At 66.0% G+C, this 16525-nt stretch carries 21 protein-coding genes; 4 read left to right on the top strand and 17 right to left on the bottom strand.

The genetic code is table 11. The annotated features are described in order from the left end of the window. Nucleotide 1 precedes the first annotated feature (1 nt). From FHS94_RS02050 to FHS94_RS02040, 3 genes are all read right to left on the bottom strand, one after another. Complete coding sequence (locus tag FHS94_RS02050; RefSeq protein WP_184054075.1) at nt 2-274, bottom strand: FeoA family protein; 273 nt, start codon at nt 272-274, stop codon at nt 2-4. A 67-nt stretch (nt 275-341) separates the two neighbouring features. Then, a complete protein-coding gene (locus FHS94_RS02045; protein ID WP_184054073.1) occupies nt 342-1001 on the bottom strand; it encodes a COQ9 family protein in 660 nt (219 codons plus the stop codon). Then, nucleotides 998-1975, bottom strand: a complete 978-nt coding sequence (locus tag FHS94_RS02040; protein WP_184054071.1) for a DMT family transporter — start codon at nt 1973-1975, stop codon at nt 998-1000. The genes FHS94_RS02045 and FHS94_RS02040 overlap by 4 nt, the downstream gene beginning before the upstream one ends. Nucleotides 1976-2029: 54 nt before the next feature. Here FHS94_RS02040 and FHS94_RS02035 point away from each other — a divergent pair, with 54 nt between their 5' ends. Further along, a complete protein-coding gene (locus tag FHS94_RS02035; protein WP_184054069.1) occupies nt 2030-3136 on the top strand; it encodes an alkene reductase in 1107 nt (368 codons plus the stop codon). Between the two features lie 42 nt (nt 3137-3178). On the opposite strand, the gene ribH is transcribed toward FHS94_RS02035, so the two are convergent. The 10 genes from ribH to FHS94_RS01985 all read right to left on the bottom strand — a co-directional run bounded on the left by ribH (nt 3179) and on the right by FHS94_RS01985 (nt 10167). Continuing rightward, nucleotides 3179-3598 (bottom strand): 6,7-dimethyl-8-ribityllumazine synthase, encoded by a 420-nt coding sequence (ribH, locus tag FHS94_RS02030; RefSeq protein ID WP_184054067.1) that lies wholly within the window; start codon nt 3596-3598, stop codon nt 3179-3181. A gap of 84 nt (nt 3599-3682) precedes the next feature. Continuing rightward, nucleotides 3683-4813, bottom strand: a complete 1131-nt coding sequence (gene ribB / locus FHS94_RS02025; protein WP_184054428.1) for a 3,4-dihydroxy-2-butanone-4-phosphate synthase — start codon at nt 4811-4813, stop codon at nt 3683-3685. Then, nucleotides 4797-5420, bottom strand: coding sequence for a riboflavin synthase (locus FHS94_RS02020; protein ID WP_184054065.1), 624 nt, complete (start codon nt 5418-5420; stop codon nt 4797-4799). Before FHS94_RS02020 ends, ribB begins: the two co-directional genes overlap by 17 nt. Continuing rightward, nucleotides 5405-6358, bottom strand: coding sequence for a bifunctional diaminohydroxyphosphoribosylaminopyrimidine deaminase/5-amino-6-(5-phosphoribosylamino)uracil reductase RibD (ribD, locus tag FHS94_RS02015; RefSeq protein WP_184054426.1), 954 nt, complete (start codon nt 6356-6358; stop codon nt 5405-5407). Before ribD ends, FHS94_RS02020 begins: the two co-directional genes overlap by 16 nt. A 20-nt stretch (nt 6359-6378) precedes the next feature. Beyond that, nucleotides 6379-6726 carry a hypothetical protein gene (locus FHS94_RS02010; protein WP_184054063.1) on the bottom strand — a complete coding sequence of 116 codons (348 nt, stop codon included), beginning with the start codon at nt 6724-6726 and terminating at the stop codon, nt 6379-6381. Nucleotides 6727-6783: 57 nt separating this feature from the next. Further along, complete coding sequence (locus FHS94_RS02005; protein ID WP_184054061.1) at nt 6784-7458, bottom strand: TonB family protein; 675 nt, start codon at nt 7456-7458, stop codon at nt 6784-6786. Between the two features lie 95 nt (nt 7459-7553). Then, nucleotides 7554-8882 (bottom strand): glutamate--tRNA ligase, encoded by a 1329-nt coding sequence (gene gltX / locus FHS94_RS02000; RefSeq protein WP_184054059.1) that lies wholly within the window; start codon nt 8880-8882, stop codon nt 7554-7556. 104 nt (nt 8883-8986) lie between these two features. Next, nucleotides 8987-9451 (bottom strand): DUF3833 family protein, encoded by a 465-nt coding sequence (locus tag FHS94_RS01995; RefSeq protein ID WP_184054057.1) that lies wholly within the window; start codon nt 9449-9451, stop codon nt 8987-8989. Then, complete coding sequence (locus tag FHS94_RS01990; RefSeq protein WP_184054055.1) at nt 9448-9657, bottom strand: hypothetical protein; 210 nt, start codon at nt 9655-9657, stop codon at nt 9448-9450. Before FHS94_RS01990 ends, FHS94_RS01995 begins: the two co-directional genes overlap by 4 nt. A 24-nt stretch (nt 9658-9681) precedes the next feature. Beyond that, nucleotides 9682-10167, bottom strand: coding sequence for a GNAT family N-acetyltransferase (locus tag FHS94_RS01985; RefSeq protein ID WP_184054053.1), 486 nt, complete (start codon nt 10165-10167; stop codon nt 9682-9684). 56 nt (nt 10168-10223) lie between these two features. On the opposite strand from FHS94_RS01985, the gene FHS94_RS01980 reads away from it, so the two are divergent. Genes FHS94_RS01980 through FHS94_RS01970 form a run of 3 tightly spaced genes read left to right on the top strand, consistent with a single transcriptional unit; the run spans nt 10224 to nt 11548 of the window. Next, complete coding sequence (locus FHS94_RS01980; protein WP_184054051.1) at nt 10224-10481, top strand: type II toxin-antitoxin system Phd/YefM family antitoxin; 258 nt, start codon at nt 10224-10226, stop codon at nt 10479-10481. Further along, entirely contained in the window at nt 10478-10744 is a 267-nt protein-coding gene (locus FHS94_RS01975) for a Txe/YoeB family addiction module toxin (protein WP_184054049.1), read from the top strand. Before FHS94_RS01980 ends, FHS94_RS01975 begins: the two co-directional genes overlap by 4 nt. Before the next feature lie 54 nt (nt 10745-10798). After that, complete coding sequence (locus FHS94_RS01970; protein WP_221234465.1) at nt 10799-11548, top strand: DUF3800 domain-containing protein; 750 nt, start codon at nt 10799-10801, stop codon at nt 11546-11548. Between the two features lie 166 nt (nt 11549-11714). Here FHS94_RS01970 and thiC read toward each other — a convergent pair whose 3' ends face one another. The 4 genes from thiC to FHS94_RS01950 all read right to left on the bottom strand — a co-directional run bounded on the left by thiC (nt 11715) and on the right by FHS94_RS01950 (nt 16418). Continuing rightward, nucleotides 11715-13559 (bottom strand): phosphomethylpyrimidine synthase ThiC, encoded by a 1845-nt coding sequence (thiC, locus tag FHS94_RS01965; RefSeq protein ID WP_184054045.1) that lies wholly within the window; start codon nt 13557-13559, stop codon nt 11715-11717. 204 nt (nt 13560-13763) lie between these two features. Beyond that, on the bottom strand, nt 13764-14243 hold the full coding sequence (locus tag FHS94_RS01960; RefSeq protein ID WP_184054043.1) for a DUF2569 family protein: 480 nt from the start codon (nt 14241-14243) through the stop codon (nt 13764-13766). Between the two features lie 149 nt (nt 14244-14392). Then, nucleotides 14393-15394 carry a ferritin-like domain-containing protein gene (locus FHS94_RS01955; protein ID WP_184054041.1) on the bottom strand — a complete coding sequence of 334 codons (1002 nt, stop codon included), beginning with the start codon at nt 15392-15394 and terminating at the stop codon, nt 14393-14395. Between the two features lie 25 nt (nt 15395-15419). Beyond that, nucleotides 15420-16418 carry a ferritin-like domain-containing protein gene (locus tag FHS94_RS01950; RefSeq protein WP_184054039.1) on the bottom strand — a complete coding sequence of 333 codons (999 nt, stop codon included), beginning with the start codon at nt 16416-16418 and terminating at the stop codon, nt 15420-15422. Between the last annotated feature and the right edge of the window lie 107 nt (nt 16419-16525).

Here is a 16525-nt window from a genome sequence, read left to right as displayed (position 1 = left end):
GTCAGGCGGCTGGAACCGCGACGTGGATCGCGCCCGCAACGGCCCGGCGCAATGCCACCGTCATGCGGCCAATACGGCAAGCAATCGGACCCCGGCCGATCGCGGCGCGATGGAGCACTTCCACCCCGACGCCCTCGTCGAAGCCCAACTCCCGCAGCCGCCGAGCTTCTGCGTCGGCAAGTTGCGTCCAGTCGATCGCAGCCACCATCCCACGCTGCCGCCGGGGCAGCTTTTCCAGGGTGAGCGCGGCGCGGACGGGAAGCGACATGTCCATGATTGCGACTGATTATCAATAACTCTGCCTCGGCGCCAGCCCCTTTGCGATCCGTTCGCAAAAATTATCAGACCACCGGATAGCGCAGGCGGCCTACGAAGCGCGACAGGCTGGGACGGTAAAGCGCGCGCTTTGTAAAGCCGGCCTTTGCCTTCTCGAACCGCATCACACCCTCAATCCGCCGACCCAGGAAGGCGCGGGTATCCGCCCAGTCCTCACTCTCGTCGTCCAGGAACACGGTGATGGTCGCGCCATAGACGCCCAGCAGGATCGTGCGTTTGGAATAATGATTATAGTCGGTGGCGGTGTCGCCCGCGCGGCGCCAGATCCGGTCCACCGTGCGCCAGCCCAGCCGGGCCGCCAACGCCAGGTGTTGCGGTTGCGCCAGAATCGCAATCGCACGGCGCAACGCTTCGCGATTGGGCGCAGCAGCCGCCAGTCGCGCCTCCACCAGACGGGTGATCCGCTCGCGAATCTTCATGGACGCCAGCGCCTCGGCCGGAAGTGCCGCATCCATGTCGCGGTCGATGCTCTCAAACCACGCATCGATCATCGCCGTTGCCCCGCCCTGAAATGCGAGGCTGGCAATGTCGTGGTCAATCCCGTGCGCGTCGGCCGCATAGCGCAGCGCCTCTGCTCCCCAGCCGTCGAAAGCGGCGTTGGCGGCGATGTCGGGCGCCAGCAGCGCACGTACTTCGTCAAGGGTCAGGTCGCTATGCTCGGTCATCCTGCCAACCTAGTGGCGCGCGGCGTTGGCGCAACCGCTCGCCCTTGCCGCACCAGCACCAAGGCCGCAGCCACCAACGCCGCGCCGATCCAGTCGGCGGTGCCCAGACGCTCACCATAGGCGATCCAGCCCACAGCCCCGGCCACCACTGGCTGGATCAGCAGGGCGATCCCCACGACCAGCGGCGATACGGTCCCAAGCGCGTAGATCATGCATCCTTGCCCGATCACCTGGCTGGCCAGCGCCAGACCCAGCAGCGGCGTCCAGTCGGCCGGCCATATCCGTTCGCCCATTGCGATCGCGAAAACGAGGAGCGGCAGCACGGAAGCGGCGGTGGACAGGGCTAGGGCCGGCAATGGCGCCATGGTGGCGCGCGCCCGCGCCATGAGCACGAAGTACACGGTGTAGAGCAGCCCGGCGAGCAGGCACAGGAGGTCCCCCGCCAGGTTGCCCGCGTCGAGTTGATAGGAGCGTCCCATCAGCAATCCGGCCCCAATTGCGGCCAGCAGCAGCGCAAGCCCCTGCGCACGGCTTGGCCACGCGCGAGCGGCAAGAAAGCCGTAGATCGGAAACATCAACGTCGCGGAATTGCCGAACAGGGTCGCATTGGCCAGCGTCGTGCGCAGGATCCCCAGGTGCCAGCTGCCAAGGTCAGCCGCGAACGCGACACCGCCAAGCACCAGCGTGACGAGCATCGCGCGCCCCAGTCGCACCGGCCGCGCGCCGCTGCCCCAGGCAAGCAGCGCCAGAACAGGCGCCGCAAGCCCGATCCGCCAGAACCCGGCCGCGATCGGGCCGATATGCGCCTGCGTATCTGCAAGCCGCACGAACCAGGGGCCAAAGGCGAGCGCGACGTTCGCGATCAGGATCGCGACCAGCCCGAGCGGCGTTAGCGTGGAACCGACGACCGACCCACGCTCAGAGGCAACCTTTGCCTCGGCAACAGTTTTTGTTTCCGCGTCGCGTTGATGCATGTGGCTTCTTAGCCGCCTATCTCTCGCGCGTCAGGCACAACCAGCGGAGCATGCATGCCCAGCCTTTTCGACCCTATCCAGCTTGGCGCCATTCACGCGCCCAATCGTATCCTGATGTCACCACTAACCCGCGGGCGCAGCACGGACGCGCATGTGCCGACGCCGATCATGATCGACTATTATCGCCAGCGGGCAACGGCTGGGCTGATCATCAGCGAGGGCACCGGGATCAGCCAGGAAGGGCTCGGCTGGCCCAAGGCACCGGGCCTGTGGACCGATGAGCAGGTCGAGGCATGGAAGCCGATAACCCAAGCCGTGCATGATGCCGGCGGGCGTATCGTCACCCAGTTGTGGCACATGGGCCGCCTGTCGCGCCCCGATGTGATCGGGATGCAGCCCTTGTCCGCATCCGCGATCCTTGCGCCGTACAATCGTGGACCCGGGCCAAACCCGTATGCCGAGCCGCGCGCTGCCACGCTCGACGACCTTGCGCGAGTGCTGGATGATTTCACCCTCGCTGCGCGCAATGCGCTCGCCGCCGGGTTTGACGGAGTGCAACTGCACGCGGCGAACGGCTATCTGATCGACCAGTTCCTGCGCAACGGCACCAACAAGCGCGACGACCAATATGGCGGCAGCCCGGAAAACCGGATGCGCTTGCTGGGCGAGGTCGTGGACCGGCTGATCGCGGAACTCGGCGCGGGCCGTACCAGCGTCCGCCTGTCCCCCAATGGCGACAGCCAGGGTGCGGACGACAGCGATCCGGAGGCGATTTTCGTACCTGCCGCGGCCATGCTGCAGGAAAAGGGCATAGCCTTTTTGGAAATGCGCGAACAGAACCCGACGAGCAGCTTCGGCCGCACCGATGTGCCAAAGCTGTCGCCCGCCATTCGCAAGGTGTTCACCAGCCCGCTGATCCTGAACCAGGATTACGACCTGGAGAGCGCACGGGCGGACATGGAGTCGGGCCTGGCGGACGGCATCGCGTTCGGCCGGCCGTACATCGCCAATCCGGATCTGGTGGAGCGGCTGCGGTCAGGTGCGCCACTCAACCAGCCCGACGTCAAGACCTTCTATACGGCAGGTACCGAGGGCTATATCGATTATCCCGCCCTCAACGGCCCTGCTTCCGAACAGCCGGCCCTCCAGGCAGCCGAGTAACCTGCGGGCGCCCCGGCACCACCCTGCCGGGGCGCTTCGCCTTCAGCCCAAACGCCTCCGCAACTCCAGCATCGCCAGCGCCGCCTCGGCCGCGCCGCCGCCCTTGTCGAGCTGCTCGGGGTCGGCACGGCGGATGGCCTGCGCCTCATCCTCCGTCGTCAGGATGCCGTTACCGATTGCGATGCCGTCCATGGTCAACGCCATGACGCCGCGCGCGCTCTCGTTCGACACGATCTCGAAATGGTATGTCTCGCCGCGGATCACGACACCCAGCGCGACATAGGCGTCGTACTGGGCCGTCTCGACCGCCAGGGCGATCGCGCCGGGCACTTCCAGCGCGCCGGGCACGGTAATCGTCTCATGGCTGTGCCCGGCCTTCTCGACCGCGCGCCGTGCGCCGGCCAGCAGCATGTCGTTGAGGTGGTCGTAGAAACGCGCTTCGACCAGCAAGACCTTGGCCATCAGATACTCCGTTCAGAACGGCCGTGCTCCTGCGGGAAGCAAGGGCCCAGGGTCAACTGCCCGCGCGGGAAGCATCCTACTCGGTCAGTCGATCCGCCGCTCGCCAACGATCGACAGCCCATAACCGTCCAGCCCGACCAGCGTGTGATGCGTGTTGGTGAGCAGCACCATTTCCTCGACGCCAAGTTCGGTCAGGATCATCGCGCCAACGCCATAGTCGCGCAATTCCTCCATGTCGGCGGGTGCAAGCGTTCCCGCCTTTGCCTGGAGCGCCACGGTCCATTGGTCGGGCCTGGGCCGGTTGATGACCACGACCACGCCCGCCCCTTCTTCCCCGATGATCTCCATCGACCGGCGCAACAGGTCGCCGCGATCCGTGTCCTCGCCGAAGATGTCGGCAAAGGTCGACAGCGCGTGCATGCGGACCAGCGTCGGGCGAGCCGGGTCGACCCGCCCCTTCACCAGCGCCACCTGCTCCGTGCCGGTCGCCTTGTTCCAGAAGGTGAGCGCGGTCCATTCACCGCCCCAGCGGCTGTTGAAGCGTGCTTCCGCCCGCTTCTCTACCAGATGGTCGTAACGGCGACGATAGGCGATCAGGTCACGAATGGTGCCGATCTTCAGATTGTGGCGCTGCGCAAAGGCGACCAGGTCGTCCATCCGCGCCATGCTGCCATCTTCGTTCATGATCTCACAGATCACGCCCGAAGGGTTCAGCCCGGCAAGACGCGATACGTCCACGGCGGCTTCCGTATGCCCGGTCCTGACCAGCACGCCGCCGTCGCGCGCCACGAGTGGAAAGACATGGCCGGGCGTGACGATCTCGTCCCGTCCCTTGCCCGCATCGATCGCCACCGCGATGGTTCGCGCACGGTCCGCCGCCGAGATGCCGGTAGTGACCCCGTCGCGCGCCTCGATGGAGGTGGTGAACGCAGTCTCATACCGGGTGCCGTTGTTGCGGCTCATCAGCTGCAGCCCAAGCTCGTCCACGCGCTTCTTGGTCAGCGCCAGGCAGATCAGCCCGCGCCCATACGTCGCCATGAAGTTGATCTTTTCAGGCGTCGCCATCTGCGCGGGGATGACCAGGTCGCCTTCATTCTCCCGGTCTTCATCGTCGACCAGGATGAACATGCGCCCGTTCTTGGCTTCATCGATGATCTCTTCGGGGCTGGACAGGAAGCCATGTCGCAACCGCGCAAGTTCAGGCTTGGCCACGATAAGCCTCCATGCGCTTCAGGTAACGGGCAAGCACGTCGATCTCGATGTTGACCCGCGCGCCCTGATTGAGCGCGCCGAGAGTCGTCATCGCCTGGGTGTGCGGGATGACGTTGACCGCGAACAACGTCTGGTCACCCTGGTCGCTGACCTCGTTCACGGTCAGCGACACGCCGTCGACCGTCACCGACCCCTTGGGGGCAAGAAACGGTGCCAGGTCGGCAGGCACGCGAAAGCCGATCCGCCTGGAATCGCCATCCGGGCGAACATCCACCACGTCCGCGACGCCGTCGACATGGCCGGTAACGATATGCCCGCCAAGCTCGTCACCCAGCTTCATCGCGCGCTCCAGGTTCAGGCGCGCGCCGTCCTGCCATTGGTCGCCCGGCGTACGGCTCAGCGTTTCGTGCGACACGTCCACGGCGAACCAGCCACCGCCGCCTTCATGCTGGCCCTTGTCGACCACGGTCAGGCATACGCCCGAACACGCGATGGAGGCGCCAAGGTCGACCGTCGTGGTGTCGAAAGCGGTATCAACAACGACGCGTGTGTCGCCGCGTGCTTCAACGCTGCGGACCGTGCCGATGTCGGTGATTATGCCGGTAAACATCGCGTGCGCTCGTATACCTCCATCCGGTCCACGCCAAGCTGGCGCGCGTCGTCCAGCCGCCAACGGCCATGCGCGGCCGCCAGATCGGTCAAACCAAAACCAGGCAGCGACCGTCCTGCCCCCACCAGCACCGGCGCGCGATATAGCAGCAGGCGATCCACCAGGTCGGCACGCAGGAAAGCGGCCGCGGTCACTGCGCCGCCTTCCACCAGCAAGTAATCGCCCGGCAGTGCCGCGATCTCCTCCGGCGCGCCGATGGTCACGACGCTGCCCTCGACCGGTCGGCTCGTCAGCACGACGCGGGCCGGAGAGCGCGCCTCCAGTCCCGGCAGTCGCACATCAAGCTGGGGGTGATCCGCGTCCCAGGTGTCACGCCCGACCAGGATCGCCTCATGCCGGCTCCGCTCGCCATGCGCATGGGCGCGGGCAACCGGGCCGGTGATCCATTGGCTCGATCCGTCCGCCATCGCGACTGCCCCGTCGAGCGACATGGCGAGCTTCAGCGTGACAAACGGCCGTCCCCGTTTGCGGCGGGTCAGCCACCCAGCCATGGCGCGTCGTGCCGTTTCACCGCCGACATCGCTGACGACCTCTATTCCGGCATCGGCCAGCCGCGAAAAGCCTGCGCCATCGGTTCGGGGATCGGGGTCCCGCACCGCCGCAACCACGCGCGCCACCCCGGCCGAGACAAGCAGGTCCGCGCAGGCAGGCCCACGGGTACTGGGATGAGCGCACGGCTCCAGCGTCACGTAACAAGTTGCGTCGCGCGACTTCTCGCCCGCCTGGGCAAGCGCCACCGCCTCTGCATGGGGGCGGCCGCCGGGCTGGGTCCAACCGCGCCCGACCACCTGCCCATCACGGACCAGCACGCAGCCGACATTGGGATTGGGCGCGGTTCGGCCACGGCCGCGCGCCGCAAGGGCGACCGCGGCGTTCATCCAGCGGGCGTCGGTGTCGCTTACAGGCCCCACTTCGACATCGCGTTGTCGACCTGCTTGAACTGCGCGCGCCGCTTCTCGTCCGCTGCCTTTTGCTCGGCAAGCTCACGCGCCCTGATCGGCCCATCGATCCGCTGCTGCGCGCGAATCTGTTCGTCGGAGCGATCGGCCGGCCATTGCTGGAAGTAGACGATGTCACGCTTGTAGACGGGCTCGGTCGCGCCGTCGCGCGCCAGGGCATAAACGAAGTAGCCCGTGGTCAGCAGCGCCAACGCGAAAAAGCCAAGCTCATATGCTTGGCGACCAAGCAGGAACAGGCGCAGGTCGCGATAGGCGCGGACCGGCGAGAAACGGCTAAAGAAACCCATGCGGGCGAAGATAGGGACGCGGGTGCTGGAGGGCCAGCCCCGCGTCCCCGCCCCGCTTTATTCGTCGTTCAACACGAAACTGACGCCCATGGTGCGCCAGGCCTCTACCGGAATGCCGCCGCGAGTAGCCGGAGTGAAACGCCAGCGGGTCAGCGCGCGCTGTCGGGTCACCTCGAAAAAGGCGTCGCTGGTAGCGAGCAAGCGATCGACCTGCTTCACCCGACCGTCCACGCCGACCAGGACGCGCAATTCCACCCGCCCGGTGCGGCCGGCGCGCTGTTCGGATGGCGGATAAGGCGGCTGGAACAGGTCGGCATAGCGCGGGTCGACCTTGGGACTAATCAGCGCCGGCAGGCTGGGTGTCGGGGTGGCGATCGGGGCGACGGTGGTGCCGGTACCCTCTCCCGACGCGGGGCCAAGCGGAGGTACATAGGGCTGGACCGGCAACTCGAAGATGGGGTCGGCGGGCTCCAGCTTGATTATCTGCGGGACGGTGTTGATGATGGACGGGCTCGGGGCGACCTGTTTGTGCACCTCGGGCGGGGGCGGCAGCGGTTCGGGCGGCGGGTCGATCGGGATGTTCTTGGTCAGGAGCGGCGGGTCGACGGCGACCCCGCGGACGGTAGGGCTGGCCAGCATCAGCGCGGCGACGGCCGCCGCGTTGATGGCCAAAGCAATGCCGAGGCTTCCGGGCTTGAACCCGCCGGACCGAGCGTAGCGATCAGCGTACACTATCCTGCTCCTATGCCTATGTTCCGGTTCTTTGCCCGGTCATGAAACAATACAACATAAAGCAGTAATCTGGAAGCGGATTATTGCCCGCGGGGTCAGGCTGCATACAGCCGCTCCACGGCACGCGCGCGGCCGATCAGGGGGAGAAGTTGTGCCATATCAGGACCATGGTCGCGACCGGTGAGCGCGCGCCGCAGCGGCAGGAACAGCGCCTTGCCTTTGCGGCCCGACTCGGCCTTGAGCGCCCCGGTGAGCGCGTGCCAGGGATCACCGGTCCAGTCGATCTCTCCCGCCAGGGCCGCAGCGCGGGTGAGGAAATCGCGGTCGTCCGTTGCCGTGGCGGTCTGCACCGGCCCCTCCACCACCGCCCACCAGTCCGCCGCCTCGGCGACGCTCGACAGGTTGGGGCGCATCGCCAACCAGGCCTCTTCCGTCATGCCGGCCGGCAAGCGGCCCGCAACCGCATCGAAGGGCAGCTGGTGGACAATGCGGGCATTGACCTGCGCCAGCTCCGCTTCATCAAAGCGAGCGGGTGCGCGACCGAAACGGGCGAAGTCGAAGCCTGCGGCGAGTTCAGCCGCATCAACGATCGGCTCCACCGGATCGCTGGTGCCCAGTCTCGCGAGCAGAGCGCGCACGGCGGCGGGTTCGATGCCCGCCTCGCGGAACTCATCAACGCCGACCGAGCCCAGGCGCTTGGACAGCTTGCCCTCCGCCCCGGTCAGCAAGGCCTGGTGGGCGAAGGCCGGGGGTGCTGCCCCGATCGCGGCGAACATCTGGATCTGCACGGCGGTATTCGAGACATGGTCCTCGCCCCGCACGACATGGGTGATGCCCATGTCGACGTCGTCAATTGCGGACGGGAGCATGTACAGCCAGGAGCCGTCGGCGCGGCGGATCACGGGATCGCTCATCGTCGCCGGGTCGAAGCGCTGGTGGCCCCGGATCAGGTCGTCCCACTCGATCGGAGCGCTCTCATCGAGGCGGAAACGCCAGTGCGGGCGCACCCCCTCCTCCTCCAGCCGTTTGCGGTCGACGTTCGTCAGCTTCAGCGCGGCGCGATCATAGACGGGCGGCAGGCCACGGCCGAGCTGGATCTTGCGCTTCAGGTCGAGCTCCTGCGACGTTTCGTAAGCGGGGTAGATACGCCCGGCGGCGACAAGCTCGGCAAAGCGGGCCTCGTACAGCGTGCCGCGGTCCGACTGGCGCACCTCCGCATCCGGGTGCAGGCCCAGCCAGGCGAGGTCGTCTCGGATGGACACGGCGAACCACTCCTCGCTCCGCTCCGCATCGGTGTCGTCGAGGCGCAGCCAGAACCGGCCACCCTGCTTTTGCGCCCACAGCCAATTGGCGAGCGCGGTGCGGACGTTGCCGACGTGAAGGCGGCCGGTGGGCGAAGGCGCGAAGCGGGTGACGACGGTCATGCTCAGCGGGTTAGGCAGGGCGGGCCGGCACGGCAATGGCTTCTACGGCCTTAGTGAAGGCGGGCTGCCCGCAGTCCGGATCCTTCTCGGAGGCCGCCCTCGGCTCAGTCCAGCTTGCGGATGGTTTCATCCAAGTGCGCGATCGTGATGCCAAAACGGCGCGCGACCAGGCGGTTCAGGGCGGAGCGGCCGTCCGCTGACAGCGTCAGCCACTGGTCGATGCGGATGCGCCCGGTGGGATAGGAAAGGTGGAGCCGGTTGCCGGTCGCCTCACCTGTCACCGGACCCGTCGCGTCGGTCAACGTGCCGGCATAGCGACCCTGCCCGACCGCCCTGATCCGCCATTGCCGGGTCTTGGGTGCCTTCCCCTCCTGTGCGACGCGCTGGTCCAGGATCAGCGTGCCGTCCGCCGTGACCCGGCCGTGCCCCTGAACATGTACGGCGCGCGCGCTGCGCAGGATGATCTTTAGCGACGCATCCCCGCGTGTCGCGCCCGCAAAGAAGCGCAGCGGATCGAACACTGGCGTCGCCGGGGCGGGCGCGCCGGCGAGCAGCAGCGCCGCGATCACCGGCGCGCGGCGCGGATGATCGGCGGCACGGACAACAGGATCGCCGCGACCAGCCCGCCAATCGACAGCAGCCCCGCAGGGGTAACGGTAACCTGCGCCTTGAACGCGGCACGCTTGCCCAGCTTGGCTCGCGCCGTCGCGGTTTGCGGCGTGCCGAGGAGACTGGCGGGCGACGGGGACAGATAAGGGAGCGTGTCGGGCAGCATGGGACCGTAACGCGCCGAGCAGCCTTATGGACGCGCGTCCCTGAGTGGAAAGCGCATCGCGACGTCGCAGCGGGCATAGCCGCCACCGAAGCGGGCCATGATCTCCGCGTCGTGAACGAACCCGGCCCTTTCGTAAAGGTGGATCGCAGCGGCGCAGCGGCGGCTGGTGAGCAGGTACAGCGTGTCGCAGTCGGGCAAGCCCCGCGCCCGCTCGATCAACGCCCCCAGCAGCGTCCCGCCCGCCCCCGTCCCCCGAGCGGCGGCGAGCACGCCCATCTTGGTCAGTTCATAAAAGCCGGGCGCGGTCGGCATCAACGCGCCAGTGCCGATGATGCCGTGCTCGGGGTGCTCCGCGAACAGGATGATCCCGCCCTTGTCGATGATCGCTGCCCGCGGGTGGGAGAGGACGTGTTCGTCATGCGGCTCCAGCACGAACATGTCACTGATCCACGCGGCGTTGATGTCATGAAACGCAGGCGCGAAGACGTCGGTGTAGGGGATGATGCGCATTGGGTCGGGGTAGCCTCGGCGTTGACTTTGGACAAGTCGCTGTCCATCTTCGACCCATGCGCGCGATCACCTATTCCGAAGCCCGAGAGAATCTGAAAACGGTGATCGACCAGGTCGTATCGGATCGAGCGCCTACGATGATTGTGCGACGCAAAGGGCAGCAGGGCGCCGTCCTGATCTCTGAAAGCGAGTGGGCTTCGATCGAGGAAACGCTTCACCTCCTGTCCTCGCCGAGTAATGCGAAGGCATTGCTGGAGAGCATCGCCGAACTCGATGCCGGCAAGGGTACCGAGCGCGACCTGATCGAACCGTGAAGCTCATTTTTTCGGAGCGTGCCTGGAGCCAGTATTTGGAATGGCAGGGCGATGACGGGCGCACGCTGGTCAAGATCAACGAACTGATCCGCGATTGCATGCGCGATCCGTTCCGCGGGATCGGTAAGCCCGAGCCACTGAGCGGCAACCTGTCCGGTTGGTGGTCGCGCCGGATTACCGGCGAGCATAGGCTGGTATACCGCGTGAGTGGGTCTGGTGAGGCGAAGGCGGTAGAAGTGGCGCAGTGTCGGTATCATTACTGAATTAGTCTTGGCATGACCTTGCTCCGGCACGCTTTTCTGTGCCAGCACCATATGATGCTTAGGCTCAATGAAGGACATGATGCATCGCAATTAGATGCTCTTTGGGACATCTACGTGGATGAGAGCAGCCAGACTAAGAACCGCTATTTGGTGCTCGGGAGCATACCTCTACCAGCTGCCTCGGTCGCCGCGGCGAATTTCTGCCTTCAGGATGCGCGACTGCCGGAGCTCCCGTTTGGCGAGCTAAAATGGGGTAAGGTGTCGAGGGCCAAGTACTCGGCATACCGTCGTTATGCAGATCAGTTTTTTGACGACGAGAGCCTCAGTCAGGCGAAGTTTCATTCACTTGTAGTCGATACTAGCCAACTTGATCATAAGCGTTTTAACGACGGATCTCGTGAAATCGGCTTTAACAAAGAGCTATACAACCTAGCGACCAAGTGCGCGCGATTGCAGCGCACTGGCTACTTTCACCTTTACCCTGATTACCGGGACACAAATCAGCGTCCAGAAGACCTTAGAAACATCCTCAACTATGGTCGTCATAAGAAAGGCGACGGTCGTAGCTGGCCTTTTCGACGATGCCAATTCCGCGATTCAGCAAAGACGCCACTTCTTCAGCTAGTCGACTTACTGCTCGGGGCTTTAGCCTACGGCGTGAACAGGCACTTCGACCACGAGAACGCATCCTCTCACAAGCGCGACCTCGCTCGACACATCTTACGTCGTGCCGGTATCAAAGGTCTTCAGCGCGATACAGCTGTAGACGGCAAATACACCGTACGGCATCGGCAGCTCCGTTGAGGGCGTCCCCCGAGGCTAGATCGCTCAGATCACCGCTAGAGCGCGGCTCCTTTCACCATAGGTGGAAGGCGCCGCCGCGGGGGAGTATAGTCGATAATAAGAACCTTCTTGACTCTGTCAATGTATAATGCCTGCCTTCGCGTGTTGGCATACTCGAATCAGCGACTCAGTTCGCAGGCAGGTAAACCTCCCCACCCTTCTCCCGGAACTTCTCGCTCATCCCGGCCATACCGGCTTCGGCCTCTTCCGCCGCGACGAACGTTGCGACCGGCGCGTTCTGCTTGGCGGCGAAGTCGCGCACTTCCTGCGTGATCTTCATGGAGCAGAATTTCGGGCCGCACATCGAACAAAAGTGCGCGGTCTTGGCGCCTTCGGCCGGGAGCGTCTGGTCGTGGTAGGACTCCGCCGTCTCGGGATCGAGCGACAGGTTGAACTGGTCGCGCCAGCGGAACTCAAAGCGGGCGCGGCTGAGGGCGTCGTCGCGCAGCTTTGCGGCGGGGTGGCCCTTGGCAAGGTCGGCAGCGTGGGCGGCCAGCTTGTAGGTGACCACGCCGACCTTCACATCGTCACGATCGGGCAGGCCCAGATGCTCCTTGGGCGTGACGTAGCAGAGCATGGCGGTGCCGTACCAACCGATCATCGCGGCGCCGATGCCGGACGTGATGTGGTCATAGCCGGGCGCAATGTCCGTGGTGAGCGGCCCCAATGTGTAGAATGGCGCCTCCCCACAGACCTCGAGCTGCTTTTCCATGTTCTCCTTGATCTTGTGCATCGGCACATGGCCGGGGCCCTCGATCATCACCTGCACGTCCTGCTTCCACGCGCGGTGGGTGAGCTCGCCCAGCGTATAGAGCTCGGCGAACTGCGCTTCGTCATTGGCGTCGGCAATGGAGCCCGGGCGCAAACCGTCGCCCAGGCTATAGGCGATGTCGTACGCCTTCATGATCTCCGTGATCTCGTCGAAGCGCTCGTAGAGGAAGCTCTCCTTGTGGTGCGCCAGGCACCACTTCGCCATGATCGATCCGCCGCGGCTGACGATGCCGGTGACGCGCTTGGCGGTGAGGGGCACATAGGGCAGGCGGACGCCAGCGTGGATGGTGAAGTAATCCACGCCCTGCTCGGCCTGCTCGATCAGCGTGTCGCGGAAGATCTCCCATGTCAGGTCCTCCGCGATGCCGCCTACCTTTTCGAGCGCCTGATAGATGGGAACGGTGCCGATCGGCACGGGGCTGTTGCGGATGATCCACTCCCGCGTGTCGTGGATGTTGCGGCCCGTTGACAGGTCCATCACCGTGTCCGCGCCCCAGCGGATCGACCAGACGAGCTTGTCGACTTCCGTGGCGACGTTCGACGCGACGGCGGAGTTGCCGATGTTGGCGTTGATCTTGACCAGGAAGTTGCGGCCGATCGCCATCGGTTCGGATTCGGGATGGTTGATGTTGTTGGGGATGATCGCACGGCCGCGGGCGACCTCGTCCCGCACGAACTCGGGCGTCACATAATCGGGAATGGCCGCGCCAAAGCTTTCGCCGTCGCGGTGGTATTCGCGCGCCATCTCGCGACCCAGATTTTCGCGGGTGGCGACATACTCCATCTCGGGCGTGATGATGCCGCGGCGGGCATAGTGCATCTGGCTGACGTTCGCGCCGGGCTTTGCGCGCAACGGGCGCTTGACGACGTTGGGAAAGGGCTGGACCCCGCCAGAGCGATCGGGGCCGAGTTGGCCGTTATCCTCCGGCCGGATCTGGCGCGCGTCATAGGACTCGACGTCGCCGCGTGCCTCGATCCACTGGCGGCGCAACTGCGGCAGGCCGGCCATGATGTCGATGCGGGCAGCGGGATCGGAATAGGGCCCCGACGTGTCGTAGACATTGAGCGGCGGCTCATTCGCGGACGGGTCCAGCTGGATCTGGCGCATCGCGACGCCCAGGGGGCCGACATGGATCTTGCGGGAGCCGCGGATCGGGCCGGTGGTGACGCCGATTTCGGTACGGGCGGGAATGTCTGCCATGCTCGTCTCTCCATATCGGGGAGAGAAACGGTGGCCTGGTGGGTCGCCGCTCCACTCCCTACGCCGGTGCCCATTTGCCAGGAATGGGACGGATCAGGTTCAGCGGGTCGAGGGCTCCTGCCCTCCTCTCAAGCGCGGTGCAGCGCTCCCCCGGGGATAGCAGCGGTCGTATAGGGTTAGGGGCGGCTTGGGAAGCGAAACAGCTTAGCCGAACACGGCAGCAAGGCGATCGACGTCGTGGCGGCGATAGGTATTGGCGACACGCTTCGATCGTCGAAGGTAGATGGTCCAGATCGCGGCCATCAGCACCTCCCATTGCCCTTCCGCCGCGATCTGGCGGACCAGTGCGGCGGGCGCTAGGCCTAACAGCCAGCCGTTGAAGAGCGAACGAAGGACGACGTCGATCAGCGGAACCAGCCACAGGCCGGCGATGACCCGGGGCACCGTCACAGGCTTTCGCTGCCGGATCAGCAGCCAGGCAAGCGTCAGTTGCAAGACTATCACGACCAGCGTGAACGCCGCCTCAGCCACGCGTAGCGTGACGGGGCCGGCTATAAAGATCGACCCATGGGCATCTGGCAGGTCAAAGAGGCGCCATCCCCCCAGGGCGGCGGCGAAGAGAAGACTGGCCCCGAGCAGCAGCAGCCAGCCGCCCATGCCAGCGGGGGATTGTTGGTGGGGCATGCGCGACGGTCTGGCGAGGTGTGGGTCGGGAGTCCAGCTCGCCCCCCATGCGTCGTCAGACGCAGCAAAGCTGCGTCCTGTGACGCGCTTAGCTGCGCTGGCTGGGCGTGTTGGCGTGCGGGATAGCGCCGCTATCCCGCCTCGCCGCCTTACGCCTGCGCGCCGCTGGTCCTCACGTTGCCATTGACGCCGTTCGGGAAGAAGCCGCCCCTCGCCACCGCGGCCTTGGTCTGGTAGACCACGTTGAGCACCTGTTCCGCCGTGCGGCCGAGCACCAGGCCGTTCGCATCGGTGGGGACTAGGTTCGCCGTTACTCCATCCGCCTCGACGATCGGCTGGTCGGTCTCGCTGGCGCCGTCCAGCGCGTCGCGGGCATTGCTGATCTTCACCGTCGCGGCAGGCAGGTCGGTGCGGGTCACGCCCTTGGCGTACAGCGTGCCGCGGATCGCGGCGTCATGGTAGCATTCGGTCGCCAGGATTCCCGCGGACGCTTCAAGGAAGGTTTTGTTGACGATCAGCTTGGCCGCCCCACGATAAGCGGACACGCCGACATCGGTCAGCAGGTACGCGCCGAGCAGGAAGCTCTCGTCATTGGCATACGGGTTGAACAGCTCAGTCGGGCCGACAACGCCCGCCGCCCGCGCGGCGAGGGTAAAGGCACCCGTGGCGTCGCCAGCGATGTTGATCGCCGGCTGGGCCGCCGACGCGTCGCCCAGCACCGACCGCAGAAAGGTGATATGGGCGAGCTCGTCATACGCGATCTCGCGCGCGATGTTGCGGACGTTGAGGTCGGTGAACGGCACGAGAGCGCCGCCGGTCACCGCGCCCGCCGCGCCGACGCCCGCCGTCAATGTCACCGGCACCCCCGTGCCGAACGCCGCAAAATTGTAATACGCGCCCTCGAGATATTCGAGCTGGAGCGCAAAGGTCAGGACGTCGATGTCGGCCTGCGTCGTCGTCGGGGTCGCAGAGGGGGACGGCGTCGGCGTCGGGCCGGGCGTATCGTTATCGTCGTTGCCGCACGCGGCCAGCAGCGCAAGGCCGCCGCCAGCGGCCGCCGCGCCGGCGGTCATGCGCAGGAAGCGGCGGCGCGCGGTACGGGCCGCGCCGGCCACTTCCAGGGTGTCGAGAATGGTCTGCTTGTCGATCATGGGAAAGCCTCGCCGGTGGCCGCCCTTAGGCGGCGCTCGCCTTGATGGTGCCGTTCACGCCGGCGGGGAAGAAACCGCCCGCGGTCGTGCCGGCGGTGGCGTTCAGATACACGATGCCGAGCACCTGGCCTGCCGAACGGCTGAACGTGATCGCGTTGCCGTCGGTCGGCACCAGGTTGGCATATTCGACCGAGGTGGTCGTGGCGTCCGCGTTGGTGATCGTGCGCGTCTGGTTCGACACGCCCTGTTCCAGCAGCTGCGCGCCGTCGAGCGTGTCGCGGGCCTTGGCGATGGCATCGGTGGACGTGCGCAGCGACGGGGTAGCGAGCCCCTTCTGGTACAAGGCATTGCGGATCAGACCCGCATGAAAGGCTTCGGCGGCCAGGATGCCCGCAGCCGCGTCGACATAGGCGTTGCTAGACAGCAGCGGGCTCGCGCCCTTGTAGGCGGTGACGCCCACATCCTCGAAGATGAAGGCGGCGAGCAGGAAGCTTTCGTCCGTCGCGTACGGGTCGAACGCAGTGCCGGCGGGCACCAGCCCCGCCGCCTGTGCCGCGCGCGAAAAGGCGCTGTCTTTCGACACGCCCAGGTCGATGGAGGGCATCGCAATCGCACTGGAACCGAGCGTGGTGCGCAGGAACTGGACATGTGCCGCCTCGTCCGCCGCGATCTCTCGCGCGTATTGGGCGACCACCGGGTCGGTGAAGCCGGCGCGGCGGCCGGGGGTAACCGTGCCGACCGCTCCCGTGCCGGTCAGCAGCGCGGCGGGCAGGCCGGTGTCGTTGGCCGCATAGGAATAGAATTGCGCTTCGAGATATTCGAGATTGAGCGCGAAGTTCAGGATGTCCGCGTCCGTCACCGGCGTCACGCTCTGCGCTTGCGCCGCGCTGACGACGCCCAGCGTCGCGACCCCGGCTGCCGCCACGGCAGCTCCGCCCAGGGCCGAGCGGAAAAACTCGCGTCGCCCTTCGCGCCGGCTAACGCGGGCGTCGAGCGCACCCATCATGCTCGCGCTGTCGGTCATAACCGTTTCATCTCCCTTGGGCCCACAGGCCCACGTCACCAGTGTCGGCCGCCGCCGGCCGGGTCCAAGCCCGGCCTGTAGCGCGATGCCGCGCCGGTGGCGAGCCG

This window comes from Sphingomonas aerophila (assembly GCF_014199305.1).
Taxonomy (GTDB): Bacteria; Pseudomonadota; Alphaproteobacteria; order Sphingomonadales; family Sphingomonadaceae; genus Sphingomonas; species Sphingomonas aerophila.
This window is presented reverse-complemented; position numbering and strand designations above follow the sequence as displayed.

Excerpts from the sequence above, each read along its gene's own strand:
- ribD (WP_184054426.1), bottom strand. The coding sequence starts at position 6,358 with ATGAACGCCGCGGTCGCCCTTGCGGCGCGCGGCCGTGGCCGAACCGCG.
- ribH (WP_184054067.1), bottom strand. The coding sequence starts at position 3,598 with ATGGCCAAGGTCTTGCTGGTCGAAGCGCGTTTCTACGACCACCTCAAC.
- FHS94_RS02020 (WP_184054065.1), bottom strand. The coding sequence starts at position 5,420 with ATGTTTACCGGCATAATCACCGACATCGGCACGGTCCGCAGCGTTGAA.
- FHS94_RS02040 (WP_184054071.1), bottom strand. The coding sequence starts at position 1,975 with ATGCATCAACGCGACGCGGAAACAAAAACTGTTGCCGAGGCAAAGGTT.
- FHS94_RS01970 (WP_221234465.1), top strand. The coding sequence starts at position 10,799 with ATGCTTAGGCTCAATGAAGGACATGATGCATCGCAATTAGATGCTCTT.
- FHS94_RS02010 (WP_184054063.1), bottom strand. The coding sequence starts at position 6,726 with ATGGGTTTCTTTAGCCGTTTCTCGCCGGTCCGCGCCTATCGCGACCTG.
- FHS94_RS01950 (WP_184054039.1), bottom strand. The coding sequence starts at position 16,418 with ATGACCGACAGCGCGAGCATGATGGGTGCGCTCGACGCCCGCGTTAGC.
- FHS94_RS02050 (WP_184054075.1), bottom strand. The coding sequence starts at position 274 with ATGGACATGTCGCTTCCCGTCCGCGCCGCGCTCACCCTGGAAAAGCTG.
- FHS94_RS02035 (WP_184054069.1), top strand. The coding sequence starts at position 2,030 with ATGCCCAGCCTTTTCGACCCTATCCAGCTTGGCGCCATTCACGCGCCC.
- FHS94_RS01985 (WP_184054053.1), bottom strand. The coding sequence starts at position 10,167 with ATGCGCATCATCCCCTACACCGACGTCTTCGCGCCTGCGTTTCATGAC.
- thiC (WP_184054045.1), bottom strand. The coding sequence starts at position 13,559 with ATGGCAGACATTCCCGCCCGTACCGAAATCGGCGTCACCACCGGCCCG.
- FHS94_RS01990 (WP_184054055.1), bottom strand. The coding sequence starts at position 9,657 with ATGCTGCCCGACACGCTCCCTTATCTGTCCCCGTCGCCCGCCAGTCTC.
- gltX (WP_184054059.1), bottom strand. The coding sequence starts at position 8,882 with ATGACCGTCGTCACCCGCTTCGCGCCTTCGCCCACCGGCCGCCTTCAC.
- FHS94_RS01960 (WP_184054043.1), bottom strand. The coding sequence starts at position 14,243 with ATGCCCCACCAACAATCCCCCGCTGGCATGGGCGGCTGGCTGCTGCTG.
- FHS94_RS01955 (WP_184054041.1), bottom strand. The coding sequence starts at position 15,394 with ATGATCGACAAGCAGACCATTCTCGACACCCTGGAAGTGGCCGGCGCG.
- FHS94_RS01980 (WP_184054051.1), top strand. The coding sequence starts at position 10,224 with ATGCGCGCGATCACCTATTCCGAAGCCCGAGAGAATCTGAAAACGGTG.
- FHS94_RS02045 (WP_184054073.1), bottom strand. The coding sequence starts at position 1,001 with ATGACCGAGCATAGCGACCTGACCCTTGACGAAGTACGTGCGCTGCTG.